Origin of the sequence: Bacillus sp. FSL K6-1000 (assembly GCF_038630785.1) — a bacterium.
In the GTDB taxonomy this organism is placed as follows: Bacteria; Bacillota; Bacilli; order Bacillales; family Bacillaceae; genus Bacillus; species Bacillus safensis.
The window spans coordinates 1,628,877-1,652,331 of the sequence record NZ_CP152042.1 but is presented as its reverse complement, the minus strand read 5'-3'; the positions used below and the strand labels follow the sequence as shown (position 1 = coordinate 1,652,331).

Below are 23,455 nucleotides of genomic sequence, written 5' to 3'. Positions count from 1 at the left end.
GAGGAAAGGATAGGAAATAAAAACGCCTCTGCTCATAGCAGAGGCGCCAGTTGTTATTTCATTCTAAAAGGCCACCAATTCCATTTACCGAAAATACGAACCATGACCGGAATAAAGAGCGGCAATACAACAAAAGCATATAATAAAAGTCCAATGAGTACGACCGTTGCAATTTCAACAAGTGATAATACTCCCGATGGCAGCATAGCGGCGAACGTACCTGCCAAAATGGCCACTGCAGAAATAATGACAGAACCCATATTTCTCATCGCTGATATCATCGATGCTTGTACATGCTCTCCCTTCCATTCATTAAAACGATCCATGAGGAAGATGGAATAATCGATCCCGAGTGTCACAAGAATAACAAAGCTGAAAAATGGGACAGCCCAGCTGACACCATCGTAGCCAAAAAATGTTTTAAAGATCCATTCTGTTAACCCGATCGATGTAAAATACGTTAAAATCAGTGAAAGTGTTAAGTATATCGGCATAACGATTGACCGTAATAAAATAATTAAAATTATAAAAATACCAATTAACATGAAGATGACAGTTCGAATAAAGTCACCGTCAGACGTTTCTTTTAAGTCCACATTTAAGCTTGAGATACCAGATACACCGTATTTGGCATTTTTGAGTCCACTTACAGGTAAATATTGATCAAGGGTTTCCTCGATTTTTGCGACACCTTTCATCGCTTCATTGCTGTATGGATTCACATTTAGGATGACTTCAAAAGTCGTTAATTTACGATCTGGAGACATATACGTATGAAAGATTTGCTTAAATTCTTGGCGTTTCAGCACTTCTTCTGGAATAAACCAACCCGTTATTTCTTCATCTGGTGCTTGCTGAAGCTGCTTTAAGTAGCCGTCAGCCTCGGTGAAGCCGCTTTTGACCTGCTCAAGCCCTTCAATACTCTCATCTAATCCATCTGTTAATAATGTAAGTTTTGATGAAAGCTGGCCAAATCCTTTTTTGATGGCTTTTTGGCCGTCTGTCAGCTGATCTGCACCATCTTCAATTTTAGGCATTTCTTTAATCAATTGTTTTTGGCCCTCATTTGTTTGGTCAAGACCGTCATAAATTTGATCAAGCCCATCCATGAGCGCCTGCACTTGGCGTTTTACTTCTTTTTGCTTGCTTGATAAGATTTGAATCACTTGATCTGCCTGCTTGATCTTTTGCTTAAAGTGAGAGGCTTCCTCTTCATATACACTCATTTGATCCCCTGCTTGATCAAGCATTCCTTTTGTTTCTTTGAATACTTTCTTGATTTCTTTATATTCTTCCATGTCTTTTACTTCTGGAAGACGATTTTCTAGTGCTTCAAATGATAGATTTTCATAAGATTTCTTTACTTTCTTAATGGTTGTCATCAGCTGCTGATTCGATTTCGCATGGCGTTCCAGTGTATTCACCACTTGCTCTAGCTCTTGAATCATCGTTTCACTGCTGCGATATTCTTGCTCTAATTCTTTTTTCGCTTCTTTGATTTTACTTCGAATCGTACCGACGCCATCTTTACTGCGCCTCACCCCATCTTCTAAAGAGATTAGGGATTCCCTGACTTCTCCGATACCGCTTTTGATTGCTTTCGTTCCATCAATCAGCTTGTCAATGCCTTGAGCGGATTCTTCAATTTTTGGTTTTTGTTTGAGAAGAGCCAGATTTGTTTCGGTCAAGCCATCAGAAATTTTCCCGATTCCTTCATGTCCTTTGCCAAGTTCTCCTCCCAGCTCTTTCGCTTGAGAGGTGACATAAAGCTGGCTCAGTCCGTCTCCAACAGGGCGCGTGACACTGCGGACTGTTTTGACTTCGTCAATGTCATTTAGCTTACGGGTCAGTTTTTCAATGATCACAATCTTTTTTTGATTATCTAGCTTATTGTCACTTTCAACAAGCACATTCAGCGGCAGCGCTTCACCAAAGCCAAATTGCTCTGATATCTTATTAAATGCAGACACCGACTCATACTTATTCCCAATTTCATTTAAACTGTTATAAGATAGGGTGCCGTCGTACATCAGAATAGGAGGCACCGTAATAAGAGCGACTAAACCTAAGCTGATCAGCGGCCTTCTAAATGAAAAGCGCCCAGCCCATTCCCACATTTTACTTTGCGGGTGCCGGATGTTTTCTCTTTTAGATGGCCAGAATAGAGATTTTCCGAAAACAGACATAAAAAAGGGAACGATGGTAACAAGGGCAATCAGCAGAACGCCCACTCCAACGGCAACACTAACGGCTGATTGATACAATTGGAATTTAGCAAATCCAATACTTGAGAAGCCGACTAACACGGCTAAGCCGCTGAAAAATACTGTCTTCCCTGCACATTGATACGTGACGATAATCGACTCTTTGACATCACGACCTTGACCGATCTCCTCTTTAAAACGGCTTAACAGCAGGATGCAATAATCCGTTCCGATACCGAACATAATGGCTACCATAAAAATCTGAGTAAAATTAGATAGAGGAAATTGTGTATATTCTACAAGAAAAGCCACAATACACCGGCTGACAGCGTAAGAAATGCCTATCGTAATGAGCGGAACAACAGGTGCCAATATCGATCTGAAAACAATAATTAAAATAAAGAAAATAAAAATCATCGTGATAAGTTCAGTTTTCTTCAGACCTTGTTGAGAGCTTTTAATGACATCTGAATCCACAAATTTTTGACCCGTTATTTCATATGAGACATGATAGGGCTTTAAAACTTCCTCAATTTGTTCTTTAATCTTCACAGCTTTTGTTTCGTAGTGGTCGAATTTGAATGGAACAAGAAGTGTACTTTTATCTTTTGATAAAAGTTGTTTTTGAATGTCCGGATCTACATGAAAATATGAAGTAATTCCGTCAATGTGGAGTTCTGGGGCATGTGTCATGAGTGCAGCTAAAGCCTTTTTTAATTCCTGCTCTTTCGCAGGGAACAGATGTTGTTCGGAGAATACAAGCACACCTGTATCTTTTTTCCCGTTCTTATCTGATAGCTTATCCAATAGGTGAAGTGCCTCAGCTGTTGGTGTCCCCTCCGGAACCTTTAATTGCCCTTTTTCTCTTGTTAATTCCTCTAAATTGGGCGCAGTAATAAACAGAATCACAGCTGTTATCATCCACACCACTAATACAATCCATCTTGCTTTAATTATTTGCAACATAGCTGCTTCAAGCTCCTTCTAGTTCATCAATCAATTTGCTGTATTTGAGCGTGTCTGAAGTGCTGACTGCGTCTCCTTCAAATGGCAGGATGACCTATTCAATTGTCCTTACGTGTTGAAGAAACACATCTCCATCATCAGCACGCGAGCTCAATTTCTGCCTAAAGAAAGACAGAAAATGAATGTTTTTGAACACCTCCAATTTGGGATAATTTAAAAGATATTACTATACATTAGTTTAACTATCAAAATTTTACATGTCAATTTATAAAAAAGAAAAAAGATGGCAAAATGCCGTCTTTTTTCTATATTTAAACTGTTTTCAATTGTTCACTCTCATCCTCTTCATCTGGCTGGATGAAAAAGAGGACCAAAAATAGTGAAATGAGACTGCAAATGGTCGAGAGAATAAAAACAATGGAGTCCCCTTTATCCATAAGATAGGCAAAAATCGGAGGTCCTAAAGCAACACCGATAAAACGCATACTGCTATAAAATGACGTAATGGTACCGCATTGTTCTTTTTCAATTCCTTCTGTAATCAGCGCATCAAGTGCAGGCAGCACAATACCGATACCAACACCGCCAATGCTTAAACAGATAAACAATACGTAAAAGCTGTGATTCCACCATAAAAAAATATAAGAAAGTGATAACAAAGCCATACCTGCGATTAAAAAGATCCTCATTTTGCCTTTTTCTTTTCCAATCGTTTTTCCAGCAACGAAGGAACTGATTGATAGAAAAAGGAGCGGAATACTCAGCAGGAACCCTTTTTTGACACCTTTTATTTGATAAGCCGCCTCTAGATTATCGGATAAGTAAAAAAGCACACCAAAAAGAAGAAACATAATAAAACCGCCAATAGCAAAAATGGCATAAAGCCAGCGTCCTTCATGCTTAAAAATCGTCTTTGTTGATTTTAAAAATTCTTTAAATGAAGGCGGGTCCTCCTCTTTTTTTGCCGACTCTACCATGAACAGTACCATGAAAAAGCTGATGGCCGAAAAGAACGGAATGAACCAAAACGGCACATACCAAAACCATGAAGCAAGAAATGCCCCAATAATCGGGCTTAGGACCTTTCCCGCTGTGTTAGAGGTTTCAATGGCGCCAAGTCCCGCACTGACCTCTTCATCATCATGAAACAAATCTCCTATAAATGGCATAACAACAGGTGCCGCTCCAGCTGAACCGACACCTTGAAGGACCCTGCCAAGAAGGATCCACATATACGGTTCTTTCATGATTGTTGAGGCGACTGCTGCCACAGCCCCTCCAAGTCCGGCGATTAAAAGACACGGCAGCAGTACCTTTTTCCGCCCAATCCGGTCTGATAAATAACCGGCGATTGGAATACATAAGATTGCTACAACCGAATATACCGTAATAATGAGAGAGACTTGAAAGGAAGTGATCGAGAGTTTCTTTTCTATCTCTGGCAATACAGGTATTAACATCGAGTTCCCTAGTGTCATGATTAGAGGGACTGATGATAACGCAATGATATTCTTTTTACTGACTGTTTTCTCGCCCAACATCATTCACCCAATTCTATATACTGTTACGTATTAGTGTGGCAAGTTTGACGAGTATTATGTATGGCAAACAAAAAGCAGCCGCCTATGGAAGCGACTGCTTTTTAAAATCGTTTGCGTATGACATGAAAGCTGAATTTATCCGCTCGAAAATAATTGAGGGAGTATAAGACCGGCTGATCATCCTGATCATAGTGCATTTGTTTGAGTAATAATAACGCCGTTTCAGGGTCACAATCTAGAATCGGTGAGACCTGATCGTGGTACCCAATTGGTTCAATGTCTGCAACTGCATATTTAATCCCACTGTGCGGTTCTCTTCCAAACAGCTCAAAAAGAGACTCTTCTTCATGTGTAAAAGAAGCGGGAAGGTGTTTGACTGGAATTTTATCTAAACAATAAACAACTGGCTGTCCATCTGCCGTTCGAACGCGTTCCATTGAAAAAATCCCATCAGATTCATCACACTGAAAACGAATGACATCATTCTCTGTTGGCTCCCCTTCTTGCGAGGATAAAAAGATGGTACCAGGCGTCATATTGACCTGCTCAATCATTTTCGTGACACTTGTCAGCTGTTCTATTCCTGTCGAAAAAAGTGGTCTTGAGTTGACGAAAGTCCCCACACCATGCCTTCTTATTAAATACTTTTCTTCTTCTAATATACGAAGGGCTTCACGCAGTGTCGCTCTGCTCACACCTAAAAGCTTTGAGAGCTCAAACTCAGAAGGCAGCTTTTCTTTTTCGGCATATACACCTGTTTGAATATCTTCTTTAATACGGTCAATCACTTTCAAATATAAATGGCGATTGTCTGTTTTGGTCGACATGTTTTCCCTCCGTCTAATCAATGCAAATGATAAGATGAGAAATCTCTATTCCGAGATAAGTTGAACATAACTATATCATGTTTTTGCAAATAAATAAATAGTCTGACATCCAGTTAACATAATCATACTATCGTTTACTATTTTTCAGGAAAGCTCTCTTCAACTTATGAAGAGAGCTCGTCATATTGTTCTTTTGAGAGAAGAACCTCTCTTGGTTTACTTCCTTCATATGGGCCTACAACGCCTCGTTCTTCCATTGCGTCAATGAGACGTGCTGCCCGGGTATAACCGATGCGGAACCTTCTTTGCAGCATAGAGACAGAAGCTGTCTGCATGCCGATAATCAGTTCAACTGCTTCATCATATAGATCATCTTCCACAGCTGCGAGCTGATCCTGCGTTTCTTCGCTTGGAATCATTTCCTCTTGGTATTGTGCTTTTTGCTGTGTGATCACATGATCAACAACATGTTCCACTTCTTCATCTGATAAAAAGGCGCCTTGCACACGAACCGGCTTGTTTGCACCGACAGGTAAAAACAGCATGTCCCCTCTGCCCAGCAGCTTTTCTGCGCCCCCCATATCAAGGATCGTCCTTGAATCTGTTTGGGAGGATACGCTAAAGGCGATGCGGGACGGGATATTGGCTTTAATGACACCAGTAATGACATCAACAGAAGGTCTTTGTGTGGCGATAATCAAATGAATTCCCGCAGCACGAGCCATTTGAGAAAGTCTTGTAATGGAATCTTCCACATCAGATGAAGCGACCATCATTAAATCTGCAAGCTCGTCTACAATGACAACAATATAAGGAAGCTCTGGCTGTTTGGCATCTTCTGTTTGATTCATTCGTTTAATGTAATCATTGTATCCTTCAATATTTCTTGTCCCCGTATGAGAAAACAATTCATAGCGGCGTTCCATTTCGCTGACTACTTTTTTAAGTGCTTGAGAAGCTTTCTTAGGGTCTGTTACGACAGGTGCCAAAAGGTGCGGAATGCCGTTATACACATTTAATTCAACCATTTTTGGATCAATCATCATCATTTTCACTTCATGAGGCTTCGCTCTCATGAGAATACTTGTGATAATGCCATTGATACACACACTTTTTCCGCTTCCAGTCGAACCTGCTACAAGTAAATGCGGCATTTTGTTCATTTCAGCAAGCACGGCTTCACCCGAGATATTGCGCCCTAGGCCAATAAGGAGCTTAGCATTTGGACGGTCATTTTGCTTCGATTCTAATACCTCTTTTAATGAAACCATAGCGATTTCTGCATTCGGAACTTCAATCCCGATGGCTGATTTACCAGGAATCGGCGCCTCAATTCGTATGTCCTTTGCTGCAAGGGCGAGTGCTAAATCATCACTTAGATTGACGATTTTGCTGACCTTCACGCCAACATCTGGATATACTTCATATTTGGTCACAGCTGGACCTAAATGAACCTGTGTGACTTTTGCTTTCACACCAAAGCTTTGAAATGTTTTTTCAAGCTTTCTTGCATTTTCATATATATTTTTCTTATCTGTTTGCTGACCTGAATGCTGCGGCTCTGCCAAAATATCAAGTGATGGCAATTCGTAATCTTTGTTTTCAAGTTCTGTAAATGTCATCGGCGGCGCCTCATTAGGTTCATCAGCTGTACCGGATTGAACTGGTGCACTTTGCACAGACTCTTGAAGAGGCTCTGTCTCTTTTGCAGCCTGCTTCTTTTGAACGGGCGGGGTGAGAATGTCATCCCTGTCTGCAAAGCTTGAAATAATCGGCTGGCTATTCTCAGAAGATGGCGTTTCCTCTTCGATCAAGATCAAATCATCCTCGTCCTGTTCTTGTATGCGTGAACGTTTTTTCTTTTCACCTGTTTTCTGAGAGGACGCGCTCTTTTTCGCCTGCCTGATTCCTTTCATATCTTCAACAAACGCCTTCCACTGCTTCACCATAAATTGTGATACAGGAATCGTCACTTTTTTCACCATTTCCTGAAGGGATCGGTTTGTAATCAGAACAATTCCAATCAGCATCAGAACAATTGCCATGATTTGCGAGCCTGCTTGCGCAAATAAGAAATAAGAAGCAGCAAACAATACAGCTCCGATCATGCCGCCCCCTAAATCAGGTGACCCTGTTTCACCTTTCATATCCATCAAGAAAAGCTCAAATGTATTTCTAATTACACTTTGAGAGCCAATGACGCCAGCAGATGAAAGATGCTGAAAAAGCTTCACATGTGACAAAAGCAAGATACTCGCAATGATGCAGTAGAGACCTGCTTTTCTTCTTGTCAAAATATCTGGGATTTGTTTTTTCCAGAAAATCGTCACACCAAAAAGAAATAATCCGATAAGGCAGAGAATAAACCATTCACCTGCAAAGAATCGGAATAAATGTACAAAGGTTTGTCCAACAACGCCCAGCTGTAAAATGGCAATGATCGCTATGGCAATACAGACTAACCCATTTAATTCATATTTCAGTTTTAGCTGTTTATTTTGTTTTTTTCTCGTTTTCCGTTTTCTCTTTTTAGCCATACTCATCACCTAACTACGAAAGAAAATATAACCTACCGAAAGATCAGAAAGAAAGCAGCCTGGTTTTGGCTGCATCTTGTTGTAAGTTTTCCCTTTATTATAGCATAGAATCATTCATATGAGTCGGTTTGATTGGTGCCTAAATGTAACTTCAATCGCTTGCCTGGTGCAAGCTCTTGATTGAGAAAATCCATAGGATTGGTACTCATGACTTGAACGATTTCTGCTTCATCTTCTTTCATTTCAACCATCACTGGGACACCTTGAATGTTTACCTGCTGGAGTTTACGTTCTCCCTGTTCCTCAGCGTAAATGGCTTCATATGGCATAGGCGTATATAAAATCATTGGATCAGCCCCTCGTTTTGAGATGCCCTGTCTCCGATAAGTTCATTCAACTTTTTAATCGCTTGTCCTACACCGCCGACTTCATTCATGAGTCCGTATTCCGCTGCCTCATGACCAACGACATTTGTTCCGATGTCTCTTGTCAAATTGCCTTTGGAGAACATGAGCTCTTTAAACTTCTCTTCTGTAATGTTGGAGTGGCTTGTGACAAAGTTAATAACTCTTTCCTGCATTTTATCTAAGTATTCAAAGGTTTGCGGAACACCAATGACAAGACCTGTTAATCGCACAGGGTGAATGGTCATCGTGGCTGTTTCGGCAATATACGAATAGTCACACGATACAGCAATCGGGACACCTATCGAGTGGCCGCCGCCAAGCACAATCGAAACAGTTGGTTTTGATAAAGAAGCAAGCATTTCTGCAATTGCGAGTCCCGCTTCAACATCTCCCCCTACTGTATTTAAAATGATCAAAAGGCCCTCTATTTTCGGGTTTTGTTCAACGGCTACGATTTGTGGAATGACATGTTCGTATTTGGTTGTTTTATTTTGTGGTGGAAGCTGCATATGGCCTTCAATTTGTCCAATAATGGTGAGGCAATGGATATTTGTATCTTGCGGCAGCTGCGGAACGGCTGTTTCACCAAGCTGCTGTATTTTGCTCATAATGCTGTCTTTTTCTTCTGGCTTTCGCTCAGGCTGCTGTTCATTCTTTTCGTCCATTTGTCTCCATCCTTTCCTCAAACTCTTCTCCTATTATGAACAAATAGCCCATATTCCATCCGCATTCCTCACGCTACATCAAAAAAGCCCAAAGAGCTTATGCTCCTTGGGCTTTTCTCATCACACTTCCATAATAATTGGAATGATCATCGGCTTACGTTTTGTTTTTTCATATAGGAATTGATTGAGTACATCGCGCATGGATTGTTTCAATGTGGACCATTCAACAATTGAGTTTTCCGTTTGCTCTTTGACAATCCCTTTGACCATTTCTGTTGCTTTCACAATCAGCTCTTCGGATTCTCTTACATAGACAAATCCTCTTGTGATGATTTCAGGTCCAGAAATTAATTGTTTCTTTTGTTTATCTAGCGTAATGACAACGATCAAGATGCCGTCTTGAGACAACAGGCGTCTATCGCGTAGCACGATGTTTCCGATATCACCAACGCCAAGACCATCGATTAAAATGTTCCCTTGGTGAACTTTTTCACCGATTTTGACGTTCTGTCCTCTAAACTCAACCACATCTCCTTTATCAATCAAGAAAATGTCGCTGCGTTTCATACCTACTTCTTCGGCAATACGAGAATGTGCTTTTTGCATACGATATTCGCCATTCACCGGAATTAAATACTTCGGTTTTAGTAAGTTCAACATCAGCTTTAACTCTTCTTGGCAGCCATGTCCAGATACATGCACACGTTTTTGCGCAAAAATGACTTGTGCTCCGCTTCTTGTGAGGAAATCCACTGTTTTAGAGTATGTGAGTTCTTGTCCAGGAAGTGGTGTAGATGCAATCACAACAGTGTCATCTTTTTCAATATGAAGCTGTTTGTGATTTTGCTTTGCCATTTTTGTTAAAGCAGCAAGCGGCTCTCCGTGGCTTCCAGCAGTCAGGATGACCACATCGTTTTTCGCCATTTTCTTCACTTCTTGAACGGGTACAAATAATTCTTCATCTGCTGTCACATAACCAAGCTTGATCGCCAGCTGAAGGGTTGTCATCATATTCTTCCCTGCAACGGCAAGCTTACGGCCATTTTGATTGGTTGCATTAATGATCTGCTGCACGCGGTTAATATTAGATGAAGACACAGCAACAATCACACGATTTTCAGCATTGTACATCGCATTTGAGATTTCGTCTTGGACGAGCGCCTCAGAAGGTGTATAGCCTGGTTTTTCAGCATTTGCACTGTCTGAAAGTAGTGCTAAAACGCCATTGTTTCCAATTTTCGCAATCTCTCCGATGTCACAGGCTTGGTTAAGCGCTGGGGTTTGATCAAATTTAAAATCACCTGTGCATACGATTGAACCAAGAGAGGTTTTGAAGCTGATCCCAACTGAATCAGGGATGCTGTGATTCGTTCTAAAGAATGATACTTTTGTTGTTTCAAAAGTAATGACTGATTTTGCATGTACCTCACGCAAATCAGCTTTTTGATTGAAGCCATACTGCTTTAATTTTTCTCGAAGTAACGCAAGGGTCAGCTTCGTTCCGTAGACTGGTACAGACAATTTGCTCAAGCAATGGAATACGCCTCCGATTGCTTCATCATGTCCGTGGGTAAGAAAAATTGCTTTCACCCGATCAGCACGTTCTGTTAAGTAAGAGATATCAGGAATGACGACGTCAATGCCCAGCATTTCATTTTCTGGATGCATTAAACCTGCATCTACTACATATATGTCAGAGTCAATCTCAATGACATATAGGTTTTTTCCGATTTCTCCAACGCCTCCGAGTGCAATAATTCTTACGTTCTCTGTATTTTTCTTTTTCAAAATTCTTATCCTCCTAGTCTCAAGCCCGTCCATCATCGCTTAATGCTATTATAACTGAATCTAATTTTAGAAAACAAGATGAAGTCACATTTTAAGAAAGTGTTTATGTATAAAAAACGGTCATACTCAGGGACATCTGAGAATGACCGCTTACGAAATCTTTTGTTTTGATCAGCTGTTTAAAACGCTGCTTAAATCCAGTCTCTCTTCTTCTGACAAAGGCAAAAGCGGAAGACGAACAGATCCGACGTCTAGTCCTTTCAGCTGAAGAGCTGTTTTGACAGGCGTTGGATTTGGCGCTGAGAAAAGCTGTTTCATGATTGGAAGCAGCTTTTGATGGATCAATGCTGCATTCGCTGTTTGGCCTGAAGCATAGCTTTTCAGCATTTGCTGCATATCAAGCCCTACGATATGAGACGCAACAGAGACAACTCCTTTTGCACCAACAGATACAGCCGGAAGTGTTAAGCTGTCGTCCCCTGAATATACATCGAAATCTTCTGGCGTCTCAGCAATGATTTTTGTCATGGCATCAAGATCGCCGCTAGCTTCTTTGATGGCAACAATGTTAGGTATTTGCGCAAGCTTAATCGTTGTTTCTGGTGCTAATGAAGCGACCGTTCTTCCTGGTACATTGTAAAGCATGACAGGAAGAGATGTAGACTCGGCAATGGCTTTAAAGTGTGCATACATGCCTTCCTGTGATGGCTTGTTGTAATAAGGTACGACAAGCATCACTGCATCAACGCCCGCTTCTTCTGCTTTTTTCGTTAGTTTGATAGACGCATTTGTATTATTACTGCCTGTTCCTGCAATGATTTTACAACGACCATTTGCTAATTTGACCGATTGCTGAAAAAGAGCGACTTTTTCTTCATTCGATAAAGTTGGCGATTCGCCTGTTGTCCCTGCAACGACTAAGGAGTCACTGCCGTTTTTTAATAAATAATCAATGAGAATTGATAGCTTTTGGAAATCAATGTTGCCCTTTTTATCAAAAGGTGTAATCATAGCTGTTGCGATATTTCCGAAATTCATTTTTTTCACCTCATCATGATTCAATCACATTTATCTTGAAAGTTCAAACACTTCATGCAGGGCATTGACGGCCGCTCTCATGTTTTCTTCGTTCACTAACACCCAAATGGTCGTATGACTGTCAGCTGATTGTAAAATCGGAATGTTTTGCTCGGATAGAGCCGATACAATTTTAGATGTGACACCTGGTACACCCATAATACCTGCGCCAACAGCTGATACTTTCGCACAATTTGTTGTCACAATTGGCGTATAGCCAAGATCTTTTAGGATCGACGTTGCCTTTTCAGTCATTGCACCTGTTACTGTATACACAATTTCACTCGGTGTGATGTTGAAGAAGTCGACACTGATTTGTGCGTTTGCCATTGCTTTGAAGACCTCTGTTTGTACGCTGTACTGACCTTCTTTTGCTGGAACTTTGATTTGCGTCACATCATTGACATGTGCAATACCCGTAATGAGGCGGTCGTACACATCATGGCTCATTTTATCTGAGTAGTGTGATGTAACGAGTGTGCCCTCATCATCAGAGTATGTTGAACGGACCCTCATTGGTACTTTTGCTTGCATCGCAATTTCGACAGCTCTCGGGTGAATGACTTTTGCCCCTTGATATGCGAGGTTGCAAATTTCCGTATATGTCACGACTCTCAGCGGTTTTGCATTTTCAACAATACGGGGATCTGCTGTCATAACGCCTTCTACATCTGTAAAAATATCAATAAAGTCTGCCTGCAATGCAGCGCCTAAAGCAGCGGCGGACGTATCACTGCCACCTCGTCCGATTGTTGTCACGTCTCCATTTTTCGCGGCTCCCTGGAATCCAGCAACAACAACAACATCATGTTCAGAAAGTGCTGCCTCCAGACGTTCGCACTTCATGTCAATAATTTTCGCACTTGTATGCTCCTTATCTGTTACAAAGCCCGCCTGAGCTCCAGTCATCGCTACAGCCTTTAGACCGTTTTCATTCAGCATACTTGAAAACACAACAGCTGAGATATTCTCTCCGCAGGAAACAAGCAAATCTTTTTCTCGGTTTGTCATTTGCTGCGCGCTGCCGTAAAGCAGACCAAGCAGCGTATCGGTCGCATAGGGATCGCCTTTTCGTCCCATTGCAGAAACGACGACAACCGACTTATAGCCTTTCTCTTTTGCAGATAAGATATGTGCAAGTGCCCTTTTTCTACCTTGATCATCTTTGACAGATGTACCGCCAAATTTTTGGACAATTATTTTCACTGTTTTCACTCCAAGTTCATTCTGACGTAACAGAAGAGAGCAGGCGAAAGATGCCTAACTCTCTTCTGTTCGTCCTCAACATCCATTAAATGTTAAACTAATTTTAATGCTTTTAAGCTTTCTGCAATTTGAACTGAGTTCCAAGCAGCACCTTTAAGCAGGTTATCAGATACAATCCACATATGGAACCCGTTTGGACGGTCCAAATCTTTCCGAATGCGGCCGACAAATACGTCGTTTTTCCCAACAGCATCTGCAGGCATTGGATAAATTTGCTGAGACGGATCATCTTGCAGCGTAATTCCTGGTGCATCTTTTAGAATTGATTTGAGGTCTTCCACTGTTGCATCATTTGATTCTAGTTCGACGTAGACAGATTCTGAATGTCCCGTTTCAATTGGAAGTCTCACGCATGTTGCCGCTACTTCGAGCTCTGGCATATGCATGATTTTTTTCGTTTCGTTGATCATTTTCATTTCTTCGAATGTATAACCATTGTCTTGGAATTTATCAATTTGCGGAATCGCATTAAATGCAATTTGATAAGGCATAACTTCTGGTGTTACATCTTCTTTATTTAAAATGGCTTGTGATTGGCTGTATAGTTCGTCAATGGCTTCATGTCCCGCACCTGATACTGCTTGATACGTAGAGACAATGACTTTTTTCATTCCATACGCCTGACGAAGCGGTTCTAATGCCGCTACCATTTGAATCGTTGAACAGTTAGGGTTTGCAATGATCCCTTGATGATCATGCAAATCTTTTTCGTTTACCTCTGGTACGACAAGAGGGATGTTTTCGTCCATACGAAAAGCACTAGTGTTGTCAACAACAATCGCACCTCGTTTGACTGCTTCAGGAGCCAGCGCTTTAGAAACATTTCCTCCAGCACTGAATAATGCAATATTCACTCCTTCAAAGCTTTCAGGTGTTGCTTCCTGAACAGTGTACTCTTGGCCTCTGAATGTCACTTTTGTTCCAGCAGAACGTTTTGAGGATAGTAGAGTAAGTGTATCCATTTCAAAATCTCTGTCAGCTAGTGTTTTTAACATTTGTTGACCGACAGCTCCAGTCGCTCCAACTACAGCTACATGCAATCCTCTTCCCATCAGTAAAACTCCTTCCGACCCATCCATGATTCTTTTCTTTCGGATGGCCATCCTATGACTTTTTACATTTTATTTTACCATAGAAAAGCAAGGCTTGAAGCATCTTTTTTGAATCTTTCATGATTTTCTAGTGAATCTATTATTCGTTTGGTCCAATTAAAATCGGCTGAATTTGTCTATGCTGGAGTGCCTCTTCTACTGTTTGAGATAGCAGATCCATATTTGCGACCATAGAGGTCGGTTTTTTGAATGGATCATCTTGGCCAAACGGAATAAAGAAAATATTCTTTGTCGACATCAGTCTCATCAGATTTGTACCATTTAAGCCTAACGCATCATTTGTTGAGATACCTAAAACGACAGGTCGATGATTTCGAATGGTCGCTTTAGCAGCCATTAAAACAGGACTGTCTGTCATGGCATTTGCAAATTTCGCCATTGAGTTTCCAGTTAAAGGAGCAATGACCATACAATCAAGCGGCAGCTTAGGTCCGAGCGGCTCTGCTTTCACGATTGAGTCAATCGCTTGAAATCCAGTCAGCTTCTCAATCCGCTCGATCCACTCGGCTCCCTCTCCAAATCTCGTATTCGTGCTCTGCACCGTGTACGACACTACTGGACGCACCTCTGCCCCTTCTTTTACAAGTACTTCGATTTGCGGAAAAACGGCTTCATACGTACAGTGGGAACCTGTTAAACCAAAGCCGATTCTTTTCCCTTTTAATGTTGTCATGATTCCATCCCCCTTTTTTCCTCCGCAAGTTCACATAAAAGCCCGGAAAGCACTTTTGCAATGATTTGTCCTGCTGTCTTAGGTGCAACAATCCCTGGGAGTCCTGGTGCAAGAAGTGCCTTCACTCCGTGCTTTTGTGCAAAGTCAAAGTCTGTTCCGCCCGGGCGGGAGGCGATATCCAAAATGAGTGTCTTTGGTGTCATGCTGACGATGACAGATGAATCTAATACAAGACTTGGAATGGTATTGATGATAATATCAACATCCGTTACTTCTTCTTTTAACCGGTCCATTGAAAATGGATCAAGCCCCATCTCAAAGGCACGCGCTAAATGTGCTGTGTCTGCCGCCCCTACTTTTACGTCTGCCCCTAGTGCCCGAAATGTGCGGGCAATCGTGAGTCCTGTTCTTCCAAGTCCGAGAACAGCGACATGTGACCCGTGAATCGTATAGTCCGTTTGCTGAATGGCCATCATGATAATCCCTTCAACTGTTGGAATAGAGTTATATATGGCAATATCATCTCGCTCAAACAGCTTCACAAGCTTCCGGTTCACCTGCTTTGCCAGATTGTCTAAGTACGTATTTGAAATACCTGAGTACAAGGTACAATGGGCAGGGGTTCTTTCTAAATATTTCGCTTCCAGCAAGACCTGCTCGTTTGAAAAAACTGTAGCAACAGCGCCTTCATCCGTTGCCCCTGATACTGGCAGGATCATACTGTCTACTTGTTCGAATGGAAGTTCAGACATTTTCAGCTTTTCAGCACCGATAAATCCATGATCCAGCTGATCAAATCCGACCAAAAACACTTTGGCATGCTGCTGTGACAACTTGCGAATAATTTCAAGCTGCCTTGCATCTCCCCCGATCACCGCAACCGTTAAACCGCTCAACATACTGACCGTTCACCTTCTTTATTTAAAAAAGTCTGTAATATTTTCTGAATCTCCCTTTCAGCATATGAGGAGAGGATTCAGCCTGTGAACGAATCAGAGAGAGAAAAGAAAAAGAGCACCCGTTTATGATGGGTGCTCTTTTTCTCCGTGCGGCTGAAGTTCTTCAGGCACATCGAGAATGATCATATCTGATCCTATTTTTTGAATGTGATTCCACGGGACGCGGATGTCATTTCCTTGTTTTCGAAAGCCAAACCACTTCACGGAAGGTATAATGAGTGCTGTAATTTGACCGTCCTGTTCATTGATTTCAAGGTCGGTTTGTCCAAGCACGCCAAGCCGCTCCGCTCTTTTAATATCGACGATCTCTTTTCCTGACAGTTCACTCAGCCTCAAAATCGCATCACTTCCCTTCCGTATCATATATGCATCAAAAGGCAGAAATAGACCGTCCTGCTCTTTTCAAGTTATGTGATGCGAGTTGGTATACCAAATAGGCTTAAGTTGATGAAAGTAATTATGATCTGTCAGCATTCTCTCCACTCGGTTTAACATGTCTTTTACATGTACCGGATCATAGGAAAGTGTCCAGACAATAGAGGAAAAGCAGCTCATTGCTGTATAGATGGAAAAAAGAATCCAAAAATTATTTGTGGACTGCTTACTTAGGTATTCATCCAATTGTCCAACTGAAAACGGAATGCTGCTTTCTCGACTAAATAAGGACAATTTATAAAAATCATGAACCGGATCTCCCCAGTCGGATTGATCGAAATCAATCACACCGGCATACTGATTACCTTGTATGATGATATTCCCTAAATGAAAATCATCATGCTGGAACTGGTTAGGTCTCTCTTTTACCTCATCAGCATGCGACTTGATAAAATCTAATACAAACTGATCATTGGGAAACGACAAGCCACTTGATTGATAAGCATGTACATACCGTTCATGCTTTGCCATGACCTTCTCATCCCATGGACGAACATGAGAAGGTGCATGACATGTATGCATCAAACTTAGCTCTCTACCTGCCCGCCTCCCGATCTCATACTGCTCTTCATTCGTGAGTAGATGGATGGAATTTCTACCAATCTCGCCTTCAATATAGGAGAAAATACGATAGGTACAGTTTAGTTCAGCACTTATTCCAATCTCAATCACTTCAGAACAAAGAATCCCTCGATCTTTAAATTTCCGCTGAACTGATGCTTTTCTTTTAAAGCGCGAATACGTTTGAATGTCCGATAACTTAAGCACCAGCTTTTCACTAGATGATATTGTAACCAAAAAGGTACGATCTCCCGAAAAACCAGATGTCATTCGTTGGAAGGAAATAGATTGTGTCAGAAGTGGAGAAAGCTGTTTCAGTTTTTCAAGTTCCATGAAAGCAGAACCCCTTTCTTCTTTACCTACAATAAAAACGGCAGACTTTTTTTGAGTCTGCCGTGTTGTTTACATTATGATGGCTGATCACCCGTCGGACTAATAAGCGAGAGCGCATAATCTTCTGTAAAGATGCGTTTAGATAAGTTATTCACGCCGTCTAATGTGACGCTGTTGATTTCGTCAATAATTTCATCGAGTGTCCGATGTTTGCCAAGGAGCAGTTCGTTTTTACCGTTTCGGCTCATTTTGCTGTTTGTGCTTTCAAGGCTCAGCATAAGGTTGCCTTTCATTTGCTCTTTAGAGTTCTCTAATTCTTTCTGTGTGATTCCCTCACGCTTTAAGACGTCTAATGTTTGTAAGATGGTCTCAGAGAGCAGGTTTAACTGCTTCGCTCCAGTTCCGCCATAAATCGTCAGCATTCCATTATCTGCAAATGAACTGTGATAGCTAAAGACGGAATAAGCAAGTCCTTTGTCCTCTCTTACATCTTGGAATAATCGGCTGCTCATGCTTCCACCAAGAACATTATTTAAGACGATTAAGTCATAGATGCCTTTATCTCCCGCTGGAAGGCCATTAAAGCCCAGGCATAGGTGAGCTTGTTCCGTTTCCTTTTTGCGTGTGAGCTTGTCATAATGAAATGCTGGAGCTTCGACAGGCTGCTTTTTGCCTTTTCCTTCATAAGAGCCGAATAGCTTTTCAACCTCACGAATAAAAGTCTCATCTACGTTCCCTGCAACAGAGATCACGACACGGTCCGGCGTGTAGAACTCATCCATATATTTTCTAAGTGAGTCACCGTTAAAGGTAGAAAGTGTTTCCTCTGTTCCTAAAATCGGATATCCTAATGAATGTTCACCATAAATGGCTTTGCTTAATAAATCATGAACGATGTCATCAGGTGTATCCTCATACATTTTAATTTCTTCGTACACCACATTTTTTTCTTTTTTCAGCTCTTCTTCATCAAAAGCAGAGTGAAAGAACATGTCGCTTAATACATCGAGGGCGTAGTCAGCATGTGAATCAAGCACCTTTGCATAGTAACAAGTGTATTCTTTTGATGTAAAGGCATTCACTTGACCACCGATGCGGTCAAAGGATTCTGCGATATCACGTGCAGATCTTGTCTTTGTCCCTTTAAAGAACATATGCTCTAAAAAATGTGAGATCCCATTAATTTCAGGTGTCTCATGTCTAGAGCCTGTTCCAATCCAGACGCCAATTGCGACAGACCTTACAGTGGGATTGTTTTCGAGTACAATTCTTACTCCGTTTTGGCAAGTATACGTTTTGACCAAGTTTTGCTCCTCCTATTCAACAAACAGATCGCATCACGGATGTCTTTTTTCACTTAGGAGGTCAGAAACCGTCCCTAATTCATATCCTCTTTCCTTGATTTGAGTGATAAGTGCGTCAAGACTTTTCGCCGTTGCATCTGTTGGATGCATTAATATCATCGCCCCATTGTGTATTTTCCCAAGCACCCGCTTTTGTAAAATAGCCGGTGATGGTTTTTGCCAGTCGATGGTGTCTACTGTCCACATAATGGTTTCCATGCCTTCTTGTTTGGCAAGCTTAACTGTTTCTTCTTTAAAGCTGCCGCTTGGAGGTGCAAACCATTTTGGTTTCTTCCCAAGGGATTCTTCAATTTGGCGATTTGTTTTCGTTATCTGCTCTAATGCTCGTTCTCTTGTCAGTGTGCGCATATCTGGGTGATTGTATGAATGATTTCCAATTTCATGACCATCTGCCACGATTTTTTTAGCAAGTTCTGTGCTTTTTTTCACCCATTTGCCTTCTAAGAAAAAAGTCGCCTTGACTTGGTGCTTTTCCAGCGTCTTTAACATGTTGATTAAATGCTCGTCACCCCAAGCTACGTTGATGAGGAATGCATTCATTTTTTTATCTGGATGGCCTTTATAAATGGGCTCTGCACCAAGTTCATGTAAATGAATAGATGGTTTTGTTTCATTCAAAACAAGCAGCTTTTCATCGAATGACCCCTGTTTCTTCATTTTTTCATAAGAGGCATCGATATCAACTGTCTGTCCATTTAAGCCAGGTATCTTTTTCCACACTTTATCAATCTTAGCATTTTGCGCCTTTACTTCATAGTCAGAAGACTTCGATTCGATCTCCTGATATAAAATATCTTTGGAAACAGATGCTACCTCGGCATGCTCTTTCATTGATTCAATATATGTAACAGCAGCCGGCTGCTTCATTGTTTGATATGACACGAGCAGTAAAAATACAAACACAATGAATGGTAACGTTTTTTTCAATGGTTGTCCCTCCCCTTTACCACAAATTATGATGGGGAGAAACAAGCTAGAACTATTGTTAGCGCAAGAAAAGAAAGAAGCCTGGCACGGATACCTGGCTTCTAACACAATTTATTTGATCTCATTAAGACTGCTTTTCTTCTTTTTCCTTTTCTTCACGTAAAACAGCTTTCCGAGAAAGGTTCACACGGCCTTGTTTATCGATTTCAGTGACTTTGACAAGTAATTCATCGCCAAGTTTCACAACATCTTCTACTTTGCCCACACGCTCAAGCGCAAGCTCAGAAATATGAACAAGTCCATCTTTTCCGCTGAAGATTTCAAGGAAGGCACCGAATTTTTCAATGCGTTTGACTTTACCTAGGTAAAGCTGTCCTACTTCAACTTCTCTCACAAGATCTTCAATGATTTTCTTCGCTTTTTGGTTCATATCTTCTTCTGTAGAAGAAATAAAGATTGTACCATCTTGTTCAATATCGATTTTTACACCGGTATCTTCAATGATTTTATTGATTTGTTTACCGCTTGGTCCAATGACATCGCGAATTTTATCCGGATTGATTGTCATCGTTAAGATTTTTGGTGCATAACGAGACAATTCTCCTCTAGAAGCAGGAATCGTTGACAACATGCTGTCTAGGATTTCCATTCTTCCTTTTTTCGCTTGTTGAAGAGCCTCTTCTAAGATGTCTTTTGATAGACCATCAATTTTGATGTCCATTTGAAGTGCTGTGACACCTTTTGATGTACCTGCAACTTTAAAGTCCATATCTCCAAGTGCATCTTCCATTCCTTGAATGTCTGTCAGCACTGTGTAGTATTCCCCTGATTTCACAAGTCCCATTGCAATCCCTGCAACTGGTGCTTTAATTGGAACACCCGCATCCATCATCGCAAGTGTGCTTGCGCAAATACTTGCTTGTGATGTAGACCCGTTTGATTCTAATACCTCTGAAACAAGGCGAACCGTATAAGGGAAATCTTTTTCGGATGGAATCACCGGTTCTAGTGCACGTTCACCTAGTGCGCCATGTCCGATCTCACGGCGGCCTGGACCACGCATTGGGCCTGTCTCACCAACACTGAACTGCGGGAAATTGTAATGATGCATGAAGCGTTTTGATTCTTCAACACCTAGACCATCAAGAATTTGCACATCGCCAAGTGCACCTAATGTACAAATACTAAGCGCCTGTGTTTGTCCTCTTGTAAATAAGCCTGAACCGTGCGTTCTTGGCAGGAGTCCTACTTCTGAAGAAAGTGGGCGGATTTGATCTACACCGCGTCCATCTGGACGTACTTTCTCTTCAGTGATCAGACGGCGAACTTCGTTTTTGACAAGCTTATTTAATACATCTTTCGCTTGTTTAATCGTTGCTTCGTCACGTTCTTCTGCTTCAAACTTTTCGACTACAGCTTTTTTCACAGCACTGATTGCATCCTCACGCGCATGCTTCTCATGTACTTGAATCGCTTTCAGCAGGTCTGCTTCAGCAAGGGCTTTTACTTCGTCTGCTAACGTTTGATCTACTTCATATAAAGGAATATCGATTTTTTCTTTACCGACTGCCTTCACAATTTCTTCTTGGAATTCGATTAAGCGTTTGATTTCTTGGTGACCGTACATGATCGCTTCAAGCATTGTTTCTTCCGGTACTTCATCAGCACCAGCTTCTACCATGTTGATCGCATCTTTTGTTCCAGCAACCACAAGATTGATGTCACTTTGTTCAAGCTGCTCCACATTTGGGTTAATGATGAGCTTTCCATCCACTCGTCCTACTGTAACGCCGGCGATTGGTCCCTCAAATGGAATGTCAGACACACATAAAGCTAAAGATGAGCCAAACATTGCAGCCATTTCAGATGAGCAATCTTGATCCACACTCATGACGATACTAATAACTTGTACTTCGTTTCTAAATCCATCTGCAAACAGCGGACGAATTGGTCTGTCAATTAAGCGGCTTGCAAGGATCGCCTTTTCACTTGGACGGCCTTCTCTTTTAATGAAGCCGCCAGGAATTTTACCTACTGCGTATAGTCTTTCTTCGTAGTTCACAGTGAGCGGGAAGAAATCAAGTGGTTTTGGTTCTTTAGAAGCTGTTGCTGAGCTAAGCACAGCCGTATCTCCGTAGCGTACGAGGACCGCTCCGTTTGCTTGCTTTGCAAGCTGGCCAGTTTCAACTGTCAGTTGACGTCCAGCCCAGTCTATGGTGAAGACATGTTTCTCTTGTCCCATTCTGAGATAAACTCCTCTCTTATCGTAAAGTTTTAGTTAGTTCTTATTATGAACAAAATGATTTTCACATATCAATGTGAAAGCTGTATGTAGAAGGGTTTTTGCCATTCTTTCAACATTTTAACCATAAAATATTAGTGATTATACGATAAAAAAGCGGGAATCCTCCCGCTTTTTACGATTATCGACGTAAGCCTAGTTTGTTAATTAACTCACGGTAACGAGTTACGTCTTTATTACGTAGATACGTAAGAAGATTACGACGTCTACCTACCATTTTCAAAAGACCGCGACGTGAGTGGTGATCTTTCTTATGAGTACGTAAATGCTCGTTCAAGTTGTTAATTGATTCTGTTAGGACAGCGATCTGAACTTCTGGAGATCCAGTATCAGATTCGTGTGTTTTGAACTCATTAATTAATTGCGTTTTACGCTCTTGAGTAATTGCCATCCTGTTTCACCTCCAAATCATGTTAGCCCCATCTACCTCGCAACCGTCGGTGAAGTCGGCCTGCCAAGTAAGTGGTTTTAAAGCTACAGGAATTATCATACTAAAAATATGCTAAATTTGCAAATGGTAGAGCAGTTTTTCTATATTTTTTTTGTTTGCTTGTGTTGATCTTGAAAAAACTGAATCGCTTCTTCTTTATCTTGACTAATTTGAGCCGTCAGCTCCTGAATTCCGTTAAATTTACGTTCACTGCGAATGCGCTTGAACCATTGTAATTTAATCGGCTGGCCATATATTTCTTCGTTGAAATCAAAGAGGTTTACTTCAATGGCAGGCTGATCAGGACGTTTTTCATAAAATGTTGGTTTATACCCAACATTACAAACGCCGTCATATACTTTGCCTTTCACTTCTGCTCTTACAGCATATACCCCTGTTGGCGGAATAATGTATTCAGCAGATAAGCCGACATTAGCTGTCGGAAATCCGATCGTCCGTCCGCGTTTGTCTCCATGGATGACAATGCCGCGAAGCTGATAAGGTTTTCCTAAAAGCTCGCTCACATATTCAACATCCCCATTTTTTAATGCGGAACGGATGAGAGTGGAGCTGACTTTTCGGTCTTGATTAGACAGCTTAGGGACGATGGTTGCCGTGATACGGCCTTTTCCATATTCATCAAACGTTTCCATTGTGCCTGCACCAAAACGTCCAAACGTAAAATCAAACCCCGCTACTGCGCGCTTCACATTCAATTCATCCAAATATTGATCCACAAACTCTTGAGGAGATAGAGCTGCAAAGCTCTCGCTGAATTGTACGATGTATAAATAGTCAGCGCCCAGCTGTTCGATAAAATCAATTTTGTCCTCAAGTGGTGTAATTAAGTCTTTTGGTTCCCGTGCCTTTTGCAAAACATGTGAAGGATGCGGATGAAAGGTCATGACCGCTAAGGCCAATCCTTCTTTTTTCGCAATACTTTTCGCTTCGTCAATGACTTTTTGATGCCCGAGGTGAACACCGTCAAAGTACCCTAAAGCCATGACAGATGGGACTTGATCCTTTTGATTCAATGTATGTGGGTGTGAAATATGTATAGTCTTCACGAGATGTCACCTTT

General features: G+C 41.4%; 19 protein-coding genes. All 19 read right to left on the bottom strand.

Annotated elements, in window-relative coordinates:
* Positions 1 to 53: 53 nt before the first annotated feature.
* A complete protein-coding gene (locus MHI46_RS08365) occupies positions 54 to 3,170 on the bottom strand; it encodes an MMPL family transporter (RefSeq protein WP_260775945.1) in 3,117 nt (1,038 codons plus the stop codon).
* Positions 3,171 to 3,481: 311 nt separating this feature from the next.
* Complete coding sequence (locus tag MHI46_RS08360) at positions 3,482 to 4,714, bottom strand: MFS transporter (protein ID WP_186366072.1); 1,233 nt, start codon at positions 4,712 to 4,714, stop codon at positions 3,482 to 3,484.
* 98 nt (positions 4,715 to 4,812) lie between these two features.
* On the bottom strand, positions 4,813 to 5,538 hold the full coding sequence (locus tag MHI46_RS08355; protein ID WP_039178693.1) for a GntR family transcriptional regulator: 726 nt from the start codon (positions 5,536 to 5,538) through the stop codon (positions 4,813 to 4,815).
* Between the two features lie 164 nt (positions 5,539 to 5,702).
* Positions 5,703 to 8,075, bottom strand: a complete 2,373-nt coding sequence (locus MHI46_RS08350) for a DNA translocase FtsK (RefSeq protein WP_260775944.1) — start codon at positions 8,073 to 8,075, stop codon at positions 5,703 to 5,705.
* 110 nt (positions 8,076 to 8,185) lie between these two features.
* The gene (locus tag MHI46_RS08345) at positions 8,186 to 8,422 is read right to left on the bottom strand and encodes a YlzJ-like family protein (protein ID WP_008344712.1); all 237 of its coding nucleotides are present in this window, start codon (positions 8,420 to 8,422) and stop codon (positions 8,186 to 8,188) included.
* The gene (locus MHI46_RS08340; protein ID WP_024424124.1) at positions 8,419 to 9,147 is read right to left on the bottom strand and encodes a ClpP family protease; all 729 of its coding nucleotides are present in this window, start codon (positions 9,145 to 9,147) and stop codon (positions 8,419 to 8,421) included. The genes MHI46_RS08345 and MHI46_RS08340 overlap by 4 nt, the downstream gene beginning before the upstream one ends.
* A 120-nt stretch (positions 9,148 to 9,267) precedes the next feature.
* Positions 9,268 to 10,935 carry a ribonuclease J2 gene (gene rnjB, locus MHI46_RS08335; protein WP_012010007.1) on the bottom strand — a complete coding sequence of 556 codons (1,668 nt, stop codon included), beginning with the start codon at positions 10,933 to 10,935 and terminating at the stop codon, positions 9,268 to 9,270.
* A gap of 171 nt (positions 10,936 to 11,106) precedes the next feature.
* The gene (gene dapA / locus MHI46_RS08330) at positions 11,107 to 11,973 is read right to left on the bottom strand and encodes a 4-hydroxy-tetrahydrodipicolinate synthase (RefSeq protein ID WP_039178685.1); all 867 of its coding nucleotides are present in this window, start codon (positions 11,971 to 11,973) and stop codon (positions 11,107 to 11,109) included.
* Between the two features lie 30 nt (positions 11,974 to 12,003).
* Entirely contained in the window at positions 12,004 to 13,218 is a 1,215-nt protein-coding gene (gene dapG, locus MHI46_RS08325) for an aspartate kinase (protein ID WP_268474340.1), read from the bottom strand.
* Between the two features lie 92 nt (positions 13,219 to 13,310).
* Complete coding sequence (asd, locus tag MHI46_RS08320) at positions 13,311 to 14,330, bottom strand: aspartate-semialdehyde dehydrogenase (RefSeq protein ID WP_024427010.1); 1,020 nt, start codon at positions 14,328 to 14,330, stop codon at positions 13,311 to 13,313.
* Positions 14,331 to 14,469: 139 nt separating this feature from the next.
* Entirely contained in the window at positions 14,470 to 15,063 is a 594-nt protein-coding gene (dpaB, locus tag MHI46_RS08315; RefSeq protein WP_212042645.1) for a dipicolinate synthase subunit B, read from the bottom strand.
* Positions 15,060 to 15,962, bottom strand: a complete 903-nt coding sequence (gene dpaA / locus MHI46_RS08310; protein WP_039178673.1) for a dipicolinic acid synthetase subunit A — start codon at positions 15,960 to 15,962, stop codon at positions 15,060 to 15,062. Before dpaA ends, dpaB begins: the two co-directional genes overlap by 4 nt.
* A 123-nt stretch (positions 15,963 to 16,085) precedes the next feature.
* The gene (locus MHI46_RS08305; protein WP_008344726.1) at positions 16,086 to 16,358 is read right to left on the bottom strand and encodes a YlmC/YmxH family sporulation protein; all 273 of its coding nucleotides are present in this window, start codon (positions 16,356 to 16,358) and stop codon (positions 16,086 to 16,088) included.
* A 66-nt stretch (positions 16,359 to 16,424) separates the two neighbouring features.
* Entirely contained in the window at positions 16,425 to 17,351 is a 927-nt protein-coding gene (locus MHI46_RS08300) for an aminoglycoside phosphotransferase family protein (RefSeq protein ID WP_342503218.1), read from the bottom strand.
* Positions 17,352 to 17,425: 74 nt separating this feature from the next.
* The gene (locus tag MHI46_RS08295; RefSeq protein WP_099663261.1) at positions 17,426 to 18,655 is read right to left on the bottom strand and encodes a pitrilysin family protein; all 1,230 of its coding nucleotides are present in this window, start codon (positions 18,653 to 18,655) and stop codon (positions 17,426 to 17,428) included.
* Positions 18,656 to 18,688: 33 nt separating this feature from the next.
* Complete coding sequence (locus tag MHI46_RS08290; protein WP_039178663.1) at positions 18,689 to 19,642, bottom strand: polysaccharide deacetylase family protein; 954 nt, start codon at positions 19,640 to 19,642, stop codon at positions 18,689 to 18,691.
* A 124-nt stretch (positions 19,643 to 19,766) separates the two neighbouring features.
* On the bottom strand, positions 19,767 to 21,884 hold the full coding sequence (gene pnp, locus MHI46_RS08285) for a polyribonucleotide nucleotidyltransferase (RefSeq protein ID WP_024424134.1): 2,118 nt from the start codon (positions 21,882 to 21,884) through the stop codon (positions 19,767 to 19,769).
* A gap of 181 nt (positions 21,885 to 22,065) precedes the next feature.
* Positions 22,066 to 22,335, bottom strand: a complete 270-nt coding sequence (rpsO, locus tag MHI46_RS08280; protein ID WP_008354438.1) for a 30S ribosomal protein S15 — start codon at positions 22,333 to 22,335, stop codon at positions 22,066 to 22,068.
* 140 nt (positions 22,336 to 22,475) lie between these two features.
* Positions 22,476 to 23,441 carry a bifunctional riboflavin kinase/FAD synthetase gene (ribF, locus tag MHI46_RS08275; protein WP_144491215.1) on the bottom strand — a complete coding sequence of 322 codons (966 nt, stop codon included), beginning with the start codon at positions 23,439 to 23,441 and terminating at the stop codon, positions 22,476 to 22,478.
* Positions 23,442 to 23,455 lie beyond the last annotated feature (14 nt).